Here is a 14,234-nt window from a genome sequence, read left to right as displayed (position 1 = left end):
GGTCGTGGACCTGAAGGCCGACGTCGCCGTGGTGGGAGCCGGGGCCGCGGGGCTGTCGCTCGCGCTGCGGCTGGCCCGGCCGCCCTCGGGCGCCGGACCGCTGGACACGGTACTGCTGGCCGCCCCGCCCGGTCCGGCCCGCGCCGCACCGCGCACCTGGTGCTTCTGGGAGCCGGACGACGGCCCCTACGACGAGGCGCTGGCCGCTTCCTGGCAGTGGCTGCGCGTGCGCGGCGCCGACGGTACGTCCGTGACCACGGCCATCGCGCCACTGCGCTACAAGATGCTGCGTTCCGACGCCTTCGAGGCGCTGGTCGGCCGTCGCGTCGCGGCGAGCGGGCGGGTCTCGCGCGTCGAGGCGGCCGTCGACCAGGTCGCCCCGGTGCCGGGCGGCGGCGCCCTGGTGCACGCCCGCCGCGCGGACGGCGGCAGCGTCGCCGTCCGCGCCCGCTGGGTGTTCGACTCACGCCCGCTCAGTCGCCTCCCGCCCGCGCGTACGACACTGCTGCAGCACTTCCGCGGCTGGTTCGTCCGTACGGGGCGGCCGGTCTTCGACTCGTCCGTCGTGGAACTGATGGACTTCCGCACGCCGCAGCCCGCGCACGGTCTCTCCTTCGGCTACGTGCTGCCGGTCGGCCCGCACGAGGCGCTGGTCGAATACACGGAGTTCTCCCGCCGGGTGCTCAGCCGTGCCGGGTACGACCGCGTGCTGCGGGACTACGCGGAGCGCGTGCTCGGTCTGGCCGGCTACGAGGTCACCGCGTGCGAGCAGGGGGTGATCCCGATGACGGACGCCGACTTCGTCCGGCAGACGGCGCCGGGCGTGTTCCGGATCGGGGCCTGCTCCGGCGCCACCCGTCCGTCGACCGGCTACACCTTCAGCGCCGTGCAGCGGCAGACGAGCGCCGTGGCCGCCGCCCTGCACACCGGACGGTATCCGCTGCCCCCGCGGCCCCACCCCACACGCGCCCGCCTCATGGACGCGGTGCTGCTGCACGCCCTCGACACCGGACGGGTGGACGGCCCCGCCTTCTTCACCCGCCTGTTCGGGCGCGTGCCCGCACCGCGGCTGCTGCGGTTCCTGGACGGCCGTACCAGCCTGCCGGAGGACCTCGCCATCGGCGCGCACCTGCCCGTCGCCGCGATGCTCGCCTCCGCCCTCGCCCTGCCCCTCGCCCCGCGCCGGAGCCTTCCCGCCGCCTGACCTCGGAGCCGGACCGCATGCCCCTTCTGCGCGACGCCGATCTGGCCGACGCCTTCGACCATGCCGCCCGCAGCTACGACGCGCTGGTGGCCACCAACCCCGGGTACCACGCCCACTTGCGCCGCTCGGCACGGCGGCTCGGGCTCCCCCGGGACGGCACCGGGCCGCGGGTGCTGGACCTGGGATGCGGTACGGGAGCGTCCACGGCCGCTCTGGCCACCGTGCTGCCCGGTGCGGACATCACGGCGGTCGACGCCTCGGCGGGGATGCTCCGCCGGGCGGCCGCCCGGCGGTGGGCGCGGCCGGTGCGGTTCGTGCACGCGCCGGTGGAACGGCTGGCCGAGGCGGGCGTGAACGGCCCGTTCGACGCGGTCTTCGCCGCATACCTGCTGCGCAACGCCACCGACCCGGACGCCGTGCTCGCCACGGCCCACCGGCTGCTCGCGCCGTACGGCCGTCTGGCGGTACACGAGTACGCGCTGAGCGGGAGGGCCGCGCACCGCGCGGTGTGGAGTGCGGTGTGCGGCGGGATCCTTCTGCCGGTCGCCACGCTGCTGGGGGATGGGGCGCTCTACCGGCATCTGTGGCGCAGCGTCCTCGGCTTCGACACGGCCGACGCTCTGGGCCGACGGGTGGCGCGGGCCGGCTTCGAGCGGGTGCGGGTACTGCCGCTGCCTGGCTGGCAGACCGGCATCACGCACACGGTGGTGGCCCTCCGGCCGACGGGCGGCCGGCCGGCGAGCGAGGAGGACCCGCGATGACCACCGGCACCCGACGGCCCGCGCACCGCCCCGGCCTGGACCTGTTCGGCCTGCACCGCCCCGGCCCGCACCGCCCCGGCCTGGACCGGCTCGCCCGGCTGCTGCCAGCCCCGCCCGGGGCCGATCGCGCCGACCCCGCGGCCGCACCGCACGCCATGGTCGTAGGCGGTGGCATCGCCGGACTGACGGCCGCCACGGCGCTGGCCGAGCGCGGGGTGCGGGTCACCCTGTACGAGCGCGAGGAGGTGCTCGGCGGCCGACTGGCCGGCTGGCGCACCCAGCTCGCCGACGGCAGCACGGTGACGATGAGCCGTGGCTTCCACGCCTTCTTCCGCCAGTACTACAACCTGCGCGCCCTGCTGCGCCGCACCGATCCGGCCCTGTCCCGGCTGACCGGCCTGCCCGACTACCCCCTGCGCCACGCGGAGGGCGGCCACGACAGCTTCCGGCACGTCCCACGTACGCCACCGCTGAGCGCGCTCGGCTTCGTCGCGCTGAGCCGCTCCTTCCGGATGCGCGACCTGGCCCGGATGGACGCCCGGGCCGCGCTGCCGCTGCTCGACGTGCGGGTGCCCGGAGTGTACGAGCGACTCGACCACATCAGCGCCCACGACTTCCTGGAGGCGATCCGCTTCCCGGCGGCGGCGCGGCACCTGGCCTTCGAGGTCTTCTCGCGCAGCTTCTTCGCCGACCCCCGCCGGCTGTCGGCGGCGGAGATGGCGCTGATGTTCCACGTCTACTTCCTCGGCTCGGCCGAGGGCCTGCTGTTCGACGTACCGGACGAGCCGTTCCCGCAGGCCCTGTGGGACCCGCTCGCCGGGTATCTGACCGGTCTCGGGGCCGAGCTGCGGACCTCGGTCGCTGTCGAAGCGGTCGAGGTCCTGCCCGGCGGCGGTTTCACCGTGGCCGCCGACGGCGCCGGGGAGCGGTGCGACGCCGTGGTGCTGGCCCTGGACCCGGGAGCGCTGCGCGGCGTGGTGGCCCGGTCCGAGGGGCTCGGGGACGAGACGTGGCGCGAGCGGGTGGCGCGGCTGCGCACCGCTCCGCCGTTCCTGGTCTCCCGCCTGTGGCTGGACCGGCCTGTCCGCGGCGACCGGCCCGGCTTCCTGGGCACCAGTGGATACGGCCTCCTGGACAACGTCAGCGTCCTGAACCGGTGGGAGGGCGAAGCCGCCCGCTGGGCCGCCCGCACGGGCGGGTCGGTCGTGGAACTGCACGCTTACGCGCTGCCGGGCGACACCGACCGGGAGGTCCGGCAGAAGGAACTCCTCGGGCAACTGCACCGGATCTACCCGGAGACGCACAGCGCCCGGGTGGTGGACGCCCGCCACGAATGGCGCGCCGACTGCCCGCTGTTCCCGGTCGGCGGGTACGGCGACCGGCCGGCCGTGCGTACACCCGTGCCGGGCCTGGTCGTGGCGGGCGACGCCGTGCGCACCGGTCTGCCGGTGGCGCTGATGGAGCGGGCGGCCACCAGCGGGTTCCTCGCCGCCAACGCGCTGCTGAGCCGCTGGGGTCTGCGCGGGCATCCGCTGTGGACCGTGCCCGAACGGGGCCGCGGGGCCGTCCTGCGGTGGGCGGCGCGGGCGGCACACGGCGGGTGACGGGGGCGGGCGTCACGTCCGCCGCCGCGCTCGCGCAGCGAGGCGTCGAAGTCGGCCAGGCAGCCGGCGAGGAAAGCGGTGCGGTTGGGTGTGGCGAACCCGGCCGACGCCAGGGCGCGGTCGCGCATGAAGAGCGGCACGGCCGGAGCCCGGCCCCGGAGCGCTGCCGGGATCTGGCGCGGCGGACCCGTCGGCCGTGGCCGCCCTGGAGTGTTCCGCACGTTGCTCCTGGTCACGGGCCGCGGCGGCGCGGACGATGTTGCGGGCCATGCCTCCGAAGACGACCGCGTGGAGGGGCGAGATGCTCCACCAGTACAGATGGCCGAGTAGTCCGCGCGGGTGGAACAGGGCCCGCTGCCGGTACCGGACGGGCCCGCCGGTGTCGCCGTCCACGCGCATCTCCAGCCAGGCCAGGCCGGGCAGCCGCATCTCGGCACGCAGCCGCAGCAGCCGCCCCCGCTCGATCTCCTCCACCCGCCAGAAGTCCAGCGAGTCGCCCGCCCGCAGTCGGCGCGCGTCACGTCGGCCCCGGCGCAGGCCCACGCCGCCGACGAGACGGTCGAGCCAGCCGCGCACCGCCCAGGCCAGCGGGAAGGAGTACCAGCCGTTCTCCCCGCCGATGCTCTCGATGACCTGCCACAGCGCGTCCGGCGCCACGTCCGCGTCAAGTTCCCGCACGTCGGTGTACAGGCTGCCACCCGCCCAGTCCGGGTCGGTGGGCAGCGGGTCGCTGGGCGCGCCCGGCACGGCGGCGGACGACCAGCGGGTGGTGACCTGAGCCTCTCGTACGCGTTGCAGCGCCAGGGCGACGGCGCGGTCGAAGCCGATGGGGTGCCCGGGCGGGCTGGGCACGTACCGCTCGATGTCCCGGTCCCGGCAGACCACCTCGTGGCGCAGGGACTCCGTCAGCGGGCGGGCGAGCGAGGCCGGCACCGGGGTCACCAGTCCGATCCAGTGGCTGGACAGCCTGGGTGTGAGCACGGGGACGGGCAGGATGAGCCGCCGGGGCAGGTGAGCGATGGCCGCGTACCGGCGCATCATGTCCCGGTACGTGAGCACCTCCGGGCCGCCGATGTCGAAGGCGCGGTTGACTTCGGGGGGCAGCCCGGCGCAGCCCACCAGGATGCGCAGCACGTCTCCCACGGCGATGGGCTGGATGCGGGTGCGTACCCAGCGCGGGGTGACCATCACCGGCAGACGCTCGGTGAGGTAGCGCAGCATCTCGAAACTGACGGAGCCGGAGCCGATGATGACGGCGGCGCGCAGGAAGGCGGTCGGCACGCCCGAGTCGAGCAGGATGCGGCCGACCTCCGCGCGGGAACGCAGGTGCGGGGAGAGACGTGACTCCGGAACGCCCGCGGGGGTGAGTCCGCCGAGATAGACGAGGCGGCGGACGCCGGCCCGGCGGGCCTGCTCGCCGAAGATGCGGGCCGCGTCACGGTCGGTCCGCTCGAAGCCGCGACCGGTACCGAGCGCGTGCACGAGGTAGTAGGCCACGTCCACGCCGTCCAATGCCCGTGCCACCGACTCGGCGTCCGTGACGTCGCCCTGGACGATCTCCGCCTGGTCCGCCCACGGGTGGTCGCGCACCTTGCGCGGGGTGCGGACCAGGCAGCGCACCCGGTGTCCGGCGTCCAGCAGCTCGGGCACCAGCCGTCCGCCGATGTAGCCGCTCGCGCCGGTCACCAGACAGGTCAGGGCGTCGGATGCCGCCTGCCCGTTCCCACTCGCCCTGGTGGCCTGTTCGTCGCCCATGGTCCCGCCTCAGCCGTCTGCCGTCCGCCGCGTCGTCGTGTGTGACTTCCCTGTCTCTACGGTGCGGGCGGACGGGCCGGATGCACCCGGTGCGTGCGGCGGCCGGGTGACGGGGCGGATCGGCACGGAGCACCACCTTCCGGGATCGCCCGCTTCTCCAAAGAAGGGAGCTAGCATCTAAGTAAGATTCAAGCTACGTAAGATCGAAACTGCGCTTGAATGCGCCGTGCTGGAGGTGGAGCAGGGGTGGAGTTCAAGGGCAGGGTCGCTGACCTCGACCTGCTGACGAGGCAACTGGGTCTTGTGGCCGGGGGCGCGGGGGCCACCCGGGGGCAGGCTGTGATCATGACGGGGCGGCGCCGGGTAGGGAAGTCCCGTCTGGTCCAGGAGTTCTGTGACCGGTCCGGGGTTCCGTACGTGGTCTTCCAGGCGACCCGGGGCCGCAACGCCGTGGCCGAGCGGGCGGACTTCGCCACGGCGCTCGCGCAGTCCCCTCTGCCCGGGGCGGAGCTGGTGGCCGGACTGCACGCCGCGGACTGGAACCAGGCGCTGCGTTCCCTGGCCGTCGCGGTGCCGGACGATGCCCCGAGTATCGCGGTGATCGACGAGGTGCCGTGGCTGGTGGAACAGGACCAGGAGTTCGAAGGGGCGCTGCAGACGGTCTGGGACCGTCACCTGTCCGCCAAGCCGGTTCTGCTGATCCTTGTGGGCAGCGACATGTCGGTGATGGAGGCGCTGCAGTCGTACGGCCGTCCGTTCTTCGGCCGGGCCGCGAAGATGACCGTACGTCCGCTGCACCTGGCCGATGTGCAGGCGATGACTGGTCTGGACGCGGCGGACGCGGTGGACGCACTACTGATCACCGGGGGCTTCCCCGAGATCGTCCAGTCGTGGCGACCGGGAACGGGCCGTACGGACTTCCTGTGCGAGGCCGTGGCCAACCCCCTGTCGCCGCTACTGGTGGCAGGCGAACTCTCACTCCTGGGCGAGTTCCCCGAAGCCTCGCACTCGCGGGCGGTGCTGGAGGCGGTCGGCAGCGGCGAGCGGACCTTCTCCACCATCGCCGCCCAGGCCGGCGGCGCCGGCGCCCTGCCCTCCGGAACCCTGTCCCCGCTGCTGCACACCCTGCAGACCAAGCGGATCCTGGCCACCGACCTGCCGCTGTCCACCAAGGCCGACACCAAGAACAAGCGCTACCGGATCGCCGACCCGTACCTTCGTTTCTGGCTGGCCTTCCTGCAGCGGGGAATCCCGCTCATCGAACGCGGCCGCGGTGATCTCGCACTGGAGCGCATCGAGCGGTCGTGGACCACCTGGCGAGGACGTGCGGTCGAGCCGGTTATTCGCGAGTCGCTGCTGCGCCTGCTCCCCGATGACAGATGGCCTCAGACGGAGGCGGTCGGCGGCTGGTGGAACCGGCAGAACAACCCCGAGATCGACCTGATCGGCGTCGACCGCGAACCGGTGGCGGGCGTGGTGCACTTCATCGGCTCGGTCAAGTGGCTGGAGTCTCATCCGTTCGGCCGCCGCGAGTACGACGCCCTGGCCCGGGACATGCTCGCGGTGCCCGGCGCCGAACCGGACACCCCGCTCGTTGCCGTCTCCCGCTGCGGCATCGAGAACGACCTGCCGCTCGCGGCCCACTGGGGCCCGGAGGACCTGGTCCGCGCTTGGCAGTAGCCGCAGAAGAGGCGGGCAAGCGCCCCAGAGGGCGGATGCCGAGGTCAGCAGACGGCACGAGAGCAGAGGAAGGCCATGGAAGGGTTCAGCGAGTCGACTCTGCGGGCGTTGGCTGGGCCCCGTTCCTACGAGCGCGGGCTCGGCTACCTGGACGCGGTGTCCGGGGTCGAGGTCGGTGACGGCTGGGTCACCGCGAGTGTCCACGGCAGGGAGCGGTACGAGGTGGAGTTGGCGCTGGACAGGCCTGGCGGGCTGTCCGGCGAGTGTGACTGCCCGTACGGCATGGAGGGCAACTTCTGCAAGCATCTGGTCGCCCTCGGCCTGACCGTGCTCGCCCAGCGGGAGAGCCTGCCGCGGCAGCGGAAGGCGGCCCGGGACCGTGCGAAGGACCTTGACGGGTGGCTGTCCGGCCTATCCAAGGACGAGTTGCTCGCTCTGGTGCGGGAACAGATCGCCGAGGACCAGCAGTTGCGCCGCCGTCTGGAGCTGAGGGCCGCGAGCGCTCGCGGGGACCTCGCCGCGGTCCGGGCCCGTATCCGCGATCTGCTGGACATCTCACCGTTCGCGCAGTACGGGTACGTCGAGTACGCCGATGCCCGCGCCTACGCCGACCAGGCCGGGCAGGCGGTGTCCGCGATCGGCGCACTCACCGGTTCGGGCCGGGCCGACGACGCGATCACCCTGGCGCGGGAGGCGATGAAGCTGCTCGCCGACGCGGTGGAGAACATCGACGACTCGGACGGATGGCTCGGTCAGGTCGGTGCGGACCTCGCGGGCGTCCATCTCGACGCGTGCCGTGCGGCACGCCCCGACCCGGAGGAGCTCGCGCGCTGGCTGGTCGGCCATGCGCTCGGCGACATGGACGACGGCCTCACGGACATCGATCCGCTCGACTACGAGGACGTCCTCGGCGAAGAGGGGGTGGCCGTCCTGCGGAAGCTGGCGGTCGAGGCGTGGCGGGGGAACCGCCGCGGTTGGGCGGAGAAGTACCTGATGGAGCGTCTGGCCAAGGCGGGAGGTGATGTCGACGCGGTGATCGCCGTGCATGCGGCCGACCTGGCACCGAACGGACACACGCACCTGGTCATCGCCCACGAGCTGGACACGGCCCGGCGCCCCGACGAGGCCCTGCGCTGGGCGGAACGCGGCATCCAGGCCGCCCGCGACCTCGCCGCCGTCGACACCGCCCTCGTCGACTACCTCTGCGACCGCTACACGCAGGCGGACCGGCTCCCCGATGCCGTGGCCCTGCGCCGCGACCACTTCGGCGCCCGCCGCACCCTGCTCGCGTACCAGCAACTGCGAGCCGCCGCCAGGGCCGCGGGCTGCTGGCCGGCCGAGCGTGAGGGAGCGCTGTCCCTGCTGCGTGCCGACGCGGAGCGGCAACAGCACTCTCGGTACGGCGGCCCGGCCCTGATCGACGCCCTGCTCGACGACAAGGACACCGACGCGGCATGGCAGGCCGCCACCGAGACCGGTGCCGACGACCGGCAGTGGCTCACCCTCGCCGACCAGGCCCGCCCCACCCGCCCCGCCGACGCCCTCCGCGTCTACCGGCGCCTGACCGAACCCCTCACGAAGCAGACGGGCAACGCGGTCTACGAGCAGCTGACCAGCCTGCTGCTGAGCATCCGCGACTGCCACCGCAGCCTGGGTACCCAGGACGAGTTCACCACGTACCGCACCGCCCTGCGCGCCGACCAGAAGCGCAAACGCAACCTGATGAGACTCCTCGACCAGCACGGCTTGTGAATCCGCGCCCGTACGACCGGAGCCGCAGCCGGTGGTGGGCAGCCGCCGCATGGCGTGGCCCCCGCTCTCGCCATCTCCTAGCACGGAGGACCGAGCCGCTCCCTGCGACCGGAGGCCGAAAGGCCGGGGGCGTAACTGCCCCTGCGTGGATGCCGACTCCGCCTTGCCGGGAAAGCCCAAACCCTGTGCTCCTCGATTCAGGCCCTGATAGCCTCCTCTTCTCCGTAAGAAAAACCCAAATCGCGTGCTCTAGGCGGTGCTTGCCGTGCGACCTCTACGGTTCCTGCAAGTCGGCGAGGGAAAGCGAGCCGAACGCACTCGTAGTACGCCCCATGGGGCGACACATCGAGAGGGTGGGAGTCGGAGATGGAACACAAGCTGTTGCTCGTGACCGTGGCGATCTTGTTCGCGGTGGTGGTCGCATTGCTGGCCGGGATGCTGGAGAGGACGGGAGGGGCGCGGCTTACGGCGGCGATCCGGACAGGGGCCGCGGCCTTCGCCGCCACCCTGCCGCTTGTCATCCTGATCATGTCCGCTGTGGGGGTGGTGTGAGCGTGCGTGACCGGCAGCCTGTGCGACAGAGGGCGCAAACGCCGGGAGGGATTATGGAAGCAGGACCGGACGCGGTGCCGGTTCAGGTTCGGCGGCTGACGCGGAGCATCAGCGGCAGGATGAACGCACAGGACGCCTGCCGCGTTGTCGTCGGCTTGATCTACCTGCGGTGGGCGGCACGGGACCATCATGCGGCGGTATCGAGGAGACCTTCGTGGACCTGGCTCGTCGCCCAGACCGCAGACCGTTCCTCACCGGTGGGACCGCGCGTTCGAAGCTGCCTGAGTCAGTGGCTGCCGCGAGGTCTTGGCCTGGAGGATGCCGATGAGGACCCGGGCCTGGTGCCCCGGCTTCCGGCGACGGTCGAGGATCAGCTCCGCCGGCTGATCGTGGCCATCGACCGAGCTGAGAAGCCGGCCGGGCTACTTGACCAATGTCTGGCGGATTTGTCCGCCGCTCAGGCTCAGGGCGGACACTACTTCACGCCTGGGGACATCGTGCGACTGATGGTGGCAGCGGCGGTGCCTCAGGACGGGAACCGGGTCCTCGACCCCGTGTGCGGCTCGGCGGGGCTGCTGATCGAGGCCGTACGCCAGGTTCGTGAACAGATCGGCTTTCTCGATGCCAAGTTGTCACTGACAGGGCAGGACCTTCATGCCGGCACCTTGCAGATCGCGCAGATGAACCTCGCCGCGCACGGTGTCACGGCAACGCTTGAGCCGCCGATGGACAGCTTGGAGCGGCCCGCACACGCGTCATACGACATCGTGCTCGCCAATCCGCCCTTCAACGTGTCGGCTTGGGGACCCGACCCCCTGCCCGAGAACGACCCACGGTGGCCGGAAGAAGCTGCTCCGCCACGCGACAAAGGCAATTTCGCCTGGCTGCTGCATATCGCACACGCCCTTGCTCCTCAGGGCAGGGCCGCCGTCCTCATGGCCGACGGTGCTGCCACCGGCGTACGACCGATCGAGCGAAGAATCCGCGAACATCTTGTCGGCTCCGACCTCGTCGAGTGCGTCGTGGCGCTGCCACCCGGACTGTTTACCCATACCAAGATCTCCTGCTGCGTCTGGCTGCTGAATCGGGACAAGAGCCCGCACAGGGGCTGGGGGCAGAGAGATCGTCGTGGTCAGGTCCTCTTCATCCATGCCCGAGAGGCGTACGAGCTTGTGGGTAAATCCCGGCAGCGGCGCCTGGCCCCCGACGGCGTGGAGAAGATCCTGCGCACGCTTGCCGCTTGGAGGGGGACAGCGGCCGATTCCGGAGGGCGGGAAGGCGACTACGAGGATGAGCCCGGCTGGTGCCGGTCCAGCTCCGCTCAGGAGATCGCCGACCGTGAGCACGATCTGCTGCCCACGTCATACGCGGGAGTCGAAGCGGTTGAGGAAGGCGTGGCGGCGCGACTCCAGGTCGAGCGGCTCACCCGGGAGTTGTACGCGAAGTTCGATGAAGCACACGTGCTGGAGCGTGACCTGCGACGAGCCTTGGACAGCCTGTGATGCACGACCTCACGACCGCAGTCGCCTCACTCCCGAGGCGCTTTGAGGCCTGGGAGAAGGTGACGGTGGAAGACGCCGCCGACCTGAAGCTCACGTACGGCATCCTCGAGAACGGCCTGCCGGACGATCAAGGTGTCGTCCGCGCGGGCGACATTGGCGATGGACGGATCACCACCGACCAGCCGGGCCGTACCGGCAGAGCCCACCCGCGGACGACGCGGGCGGCGCTGCGGGAGGGCGATCTCGTGGTCGTCCTGGTCCGCCGGGTCGGCGATGCGGCCCTGGTGACTGCGGAGCACCACGGCTGGATCGCGACGCGCTCCGTGGGGATCATCAGGTCCAAGGACCCCGATGTCACCGAGTGGCTGCGTATCTGGCTCAGGACTCCCACCGCCAGGTCCTGGATCGAACAGCATGTCACCGCCCATGTCGAGCCGACCCTGAGCCTCGACGCCCTGCGGAAGATGCCGGTGGCCCTTCCCCCGCGCGAACAGATGGGGGCGATCCGTGAACTGATCAGTCTGATCGAGCGGAAGACCGAGCTCAATCAACAAATCGCCGCCGACGCGGTCGCCCTGGCCGATGCCCATTACGCCATCTTGGCCTCCGAGCGGCCCGGTTGGCCCCCGAGCACATTCCAGAGGGTTGCCCGTGCGCGGACCGGGAAGTCGGCCTCCGCGCCCCTCCCGGACAGCGAAGGCGTGATGGCCCCCCGGGTCGCTCCCGCCCAGCTCTTCAACGCCTCCCTGCCCTATATCGAGGACACCACTCCCCATGAGCCGGCCGACCCACGCGTCGTATCCCCTCCGGGGACGCTGCTGATAGCGCCCCGCCCGGACGGAGCTCACACCGCGGTCACCCTCCTGCCCGCCGTACCGTCCAGAGGGGTCCTCGCGGTCACTCCTGCCGAGCCTACGGACCTGTGGTGGCTTCTGCACGAACTCCGTTCCCGAAGCAGAGACCTGTCGGACGCGGCCCACGGCAGACACGCCCGTGAGCTCACCAAGCGGGGCTTCTCGGCCCTTGACGTCGCCTGGCCGGGCCCCGAGACGCGTCATCGATTCCACGCGACGGCGGAGCCCCTGCACCGCAGGGCGCGCGCGGCGCTCGATGAGAACCACACCCTGAAGGCACTCCTCGACATACTGCTCCGCAACATCCCGTCGACTTCAGGGGGGCTCTTCGAACGGCAAGGAACCGTGCCACGCATTGACTCGTCAACGTGAAGGCGTGTCAGCCTGATCGCGTCAGACGCTTATACGAGATCTGGGCCGGGGCGGGAATCTCGGGAAGGACGGCTGCCGGCCTTGCAGCCGTAGGCCTGGCCATGGCTCAGAGGGGCGACGGCGTACCGGTCGGACGAGGAACTGCGACCTGCTCCGCGGCGGGCGGCAGTCCCTGACGCTCCAGAATCCGGCCCCGGGGATCGATGGAACCGTGGTCGGCGGACGGGTCAGTTACCGGGCGGCGGGCCGTAGAGCTCCGCGGGGTCACCCGAGAGCGCGGCCTTGACGAAGCGGCTGGGCTCATCGACCAGTACCTCAACGGCGCCGGCCTGTACGCCGTCGAGACTGGCTCGTGCGACGTCGGCCGGGTCGATCTTGGGGACATCGCGCCCAGCCATGATGTCGGTGTCGGCGGCACCCAGGTGCACCCCCTGGACGAGGGTCTTCTGACCGGCGAGCTCAAGGCGCACGCCGTTGGTCATGTTCCACTCCGCAGCCTTGGCCACGGCGTAGGAACCCGTTCCTTCGGTGGCGACCCACGACAGCACGGAGAGGACGTTCACCATGGCGCCCCCGCCATTGGAAGTGAGAGCCGGCACAAAGGCGCGAATAACCTGAAGTGTGCCGAAAAGATGTGTTTCCAGTTCCAGTCGGATCGTGTCGAGGTCGCCGGTCAGGAGCTGCGCTCCGGTAGCGATACCGGCGTTGTTGACCAGCAACGTGACATCCTGCGCTGCTGCTGCGGCGTCCACGATCGACTTCTGGTCCAGCAGGTCCAGGCGCAGCGGCGTGATCCGCGAGTCGGAGGTGTCGATCAGCTCCGGGCGACGAGCGGCGGCGTAGACCTTCTTGGCTCCCCGGGCCAGCAGCTCATCGACGAAGCACCGACCGATCCCTCGATTGGCTCCGGTCACGAGTGCAATGGAACCGGCGATATCCATGATCATTCCTTTCATCGGGCGGTGAGCGGTTCACTTCCGCCCCGTGCCGTCTACGCTAAAACTTGACGTTGACGTCAAGGGCAAGTCGTGACAGGCGACAGCGCACAGCAGAGAGAGCCACGATGCGTATCGGTGAACTGGCTAAAAGGGCTGGAGTCAGCACGCGTGCCCTGCGCTACTACGAGGAGCAGGCCCTTCTGTGTCCCCAGCGCACGGCCAGTGGCCAGCGCGTCTACCCGGAGTCCGCTGTGGACCGTGTGGGACTCATCCAGGAGCTTTACGCAGCCGGTCTTGGCAGCCGCTTGATCGCGACCCTTCTGCCCGGCATCGACGCTCGATATATCGGCCCCGAGTTGTTGGAGCGCTTGCTCGATGAACGCGCCCGCATCAAAGAAAAGATCTCCGAGCTCCAGGCGGCGAACCGCCGACTCGACTTGCTGATCGAGCTGGCGACACATCCGGACACGAAGAGCTGCCCCTCGTCGCTCGATCAGGCGGCATCCCACGAAAGGGTCTTGTCCTGACGTGCGGCGGGTCGTGCGTGATGCGCGCCGTTGTGAAAGGTTTCTGTGCGTGCTCCTGTGGCACTTGGTCCCGGGGTCGGCGGCGCAGGAAGATCCACGGCACTGTGCGATCCCGGTGCCGTGTGATGGGCGCCACCGTCGCCAAGGCGGTCCGAGCTTGGGGGGTGTCTCCAGACGATCGACCAGTGGTTGTCATCCATAGATGTCCGGGGCGTCCCCGCCGCGCACTACCTCCTACCGCTGGGCAGCCCGTTGACCCTCCCAGGTGACCTTGAACACTGCCCACCCGCCGAAGGCTGATCGGTCCAGCCGGACGTAGCCGCGACGTTCGAGCTCGTCTCCTGCCTCGATGATTTCTTCATGGGTGAGACGAACGTATTGGGCCAGGTCGTAGGAGTGCGGAAGAGAGCTGTGATGGTCGTTGAAGTAACTGATCATCGCCCGGAGCACTGCTAGCTCTCGTTCATTGAGGGTGCTCATACTGGGCACCGTAGGACAGATGGCCGGAAGCCGCTTCCGGGGAACTCGCACACCACACGAGGCCGACGGAGCGGCTTTGGCCGGTGTCCTGCCCGGTTTGGGATCGGGCATGGTCAGGGGGCCGCACGCTGGCCAGGCAACTCGCCTCCTCCGCCACGGCGCGGTTATCGGCTTCGGTGGTGGAGCTTCCGCCTGGTCGGGGAACTGCTTGGCCATGCCTCGATATCCGGCGTCCACCTTGGCCTTCACCTGC

Annotated in this window: 12 protein-coding genes; 9 read left to right on the top strand and 3 right to left on the bottom strand. The window is 70.9% G+C overall.

Translation table 11 applies throughout. The annotated features are described in order from the left end of the window. Nucleotides 1–4: 4 nt before the first annotated feature. The 3 genes from ACH4U7_RS26180 to ACH4U7_RS26170 are packed head-to-tail and all read left to right on the top strand — an operon-like array spanning nucleotide 5 to nucleotide 3,569. Entirely contained in the window at nucleotides 5–1,204 is a 1,200-nt protein-coding gene (locus ACH4U7_RS26180; RefSeq protein WP_398530285.1) for a lycopene cyclase family protein, read from the top strand. Between the two features lie 17 nt (nucleotides 1,205–1,221). Next, on the top strand, nucleotides 1,222–1,965 hold the full coding sequence (locus ACH4U7_RS26175; RefSeq protein WP_398530284.1) for a methyltransferase domain-containing protein: 744 nt from the start codon (nucleotides 1,222–1,224) through the stop codon (nucleotides 1,963–1,965). Continuing rightward, nucleotides 1,962–3,569, top strand: a complete 1,608-nt coding sequence (locus ACH4U7_RS26170) for an FAD-dependent oxidoreductase (protein WP_398530283.1) — start codon at nucleotides 1,962–1,964, stop codon at nucleotides 3,567–3,569. The genes ACH4U7_RS26175 and ACH4U7_RS26170 overlap by 4 nt, the downstream gene beginning before the upstream one ends. 12 nt (nucleotides 3,570–3,581) lie before the next feature. On the opposite strand, the gene ACH4U7_RS26165 is transcribed toward ACH4U7_RS26170, so the two are convergent. Continuing rightward, on the bottom strand, nucleotides 3,582–5,324 hold the full coding sequence (locus ACH4U7_RS26165; RefSeq protein ID WP_398530282.1) for an SDR family oxidoreductase: 1,743 nt from the start codon (nucleotides 5,322–5,324) through the stop codon (nucleotides 3,582–3,584). 246 nt (nucleotides 5,325–5,570) lie between these two features. On the opposite strand from ACH4U7_RS26165, the gene ACH4U7_RS26160 reads away from it, so the two are divergent. From ACH4U7_RS26160 to ACH4U7_RS26140, 5 genes are all read left to right on the top strand, one after another. Then, nucleotides 5,571–7,004: an ATP-binding protein gene (locus tag ACH4U7_RS26160; protein ID WP_398530281.1), complete on the top strand. Its 1,434-nt coding sequence runs from the start codon at nucleotides 5,571–5,573 to the stop codon at nucleotides 7,002–7,004. A 75-nt stretch (nucleotides 7,005–7,079) separates the two neighbouring features. Continuing rightward, nucleotides 7,080–8,756, top strand: coding sequence for an SWIM zinc finger domain-containing protein (locus ACH4U7_RS26155; RefSeq protein WP_398530280.1), 1,677 nt, complete (start codon nucleotides 7,080–7,082; stop codon nucleotides 8,754–8,756). 366 nt (nucleotides 8,757–9,122) lie between these two features. Continuing rightward, nucleotides 9,123–9,308: a hypothetical protein gene (locus tag ACH4U7_RS26150; RefSeq protein WP_398530279.1), complete on the top strand. Its 186-nt coding sequence runs from the start codon at nucleotides 9,123–9,125 to the stop codon at nucleotides 9,306–9,308. A 119-nt stretch (nucleotides 9,309–9,427) separates the two neighbouring features. Next, entirely contained in the window at nucleotides 9,428–10,810 is a 1,383-nt protein-coding gene (locus ACH4U7_RS26145) for an N-6 DNA methylase (protein ID WP_398530278.1), read from the top strand. 59 nt (nucleotides 10,811–10,869) lie between these two features. Beyond that, nucleotides 10,870–12,036, top strand: a complete 1,167-nt coding sequence (locus ACH4U7_RS26140; RefSeq protein ID WP_398530277.1) for a hypothetical protein — start codon at nucleotides 10,870–10,872, stop codon at nucleotides 12,034–12,036. Between the two features lie 227 nt (nucleotides 12,037–12,263). Here ACH4U7_RS26140 and ACH4U7_RS26135 read toward each other — a convergent pair whose 3' ends face one another. Next, nucleotides 12,264–12,977 (bottom strand): SDR family oxidoreductase, encoded by a 714-nt coding sequence (locus ACH4U7_RS26135; protein WP_398530276.1) that lies wholly within the window; start codon nucleotides 12,975–12,977, stop codon nucleotides 12,264–12,266. A 122-nt stretch (nucleotides 12,978–13,099) separates the two neighbouring features. Between ACH4U7_RS26135 and ACH4U7_RS26130 the strand changes: the two genes are divergently transcribed. Beyond that, nucleotides 13,100–13,501: a MerR family transcriptional regulator gene (locus ACH4U7_RS26130; protein ID WP_398530275.1), complete on the top strand. Its 402-nt coding sequence runs from the start codon at nucleotides 13,100–13,102 to the stop codon at nucleotides 13,499–13,501. Nucleotides 13,502–13,735: 234 nt separating this feature from the next. Here the strand turns inward: ACH4U7_RS26130 and ACH4U7_RS26125 are convergent, their stop codons facing one another. Then, on the bottom strand, nucleotides 13,736–13,981 hold the full coding sequence (locus ACH4U7_RS26125) for a hypothetical protein (protein ID WP_398530274.1): 246 nt from the start codon (nucleotides 13,979–13,981) through the stop codon (nucleotides 13,736–13,738). Nucleotides 13,982–14,234 lie beyond the last annotated feature (253 nt).

The organism is Streptomyces sp. NPDC020845 (assembly GCF_044334165.1).
Taxonomy (GTDB): Bacteria; Actinomycetota; Actinomycetes; order Streptomycetales; family Streptomycetaceae; genus Streptomyces.
This window is presented reverse-complemented; position numbering and strand designations above follow the sequence as displayed.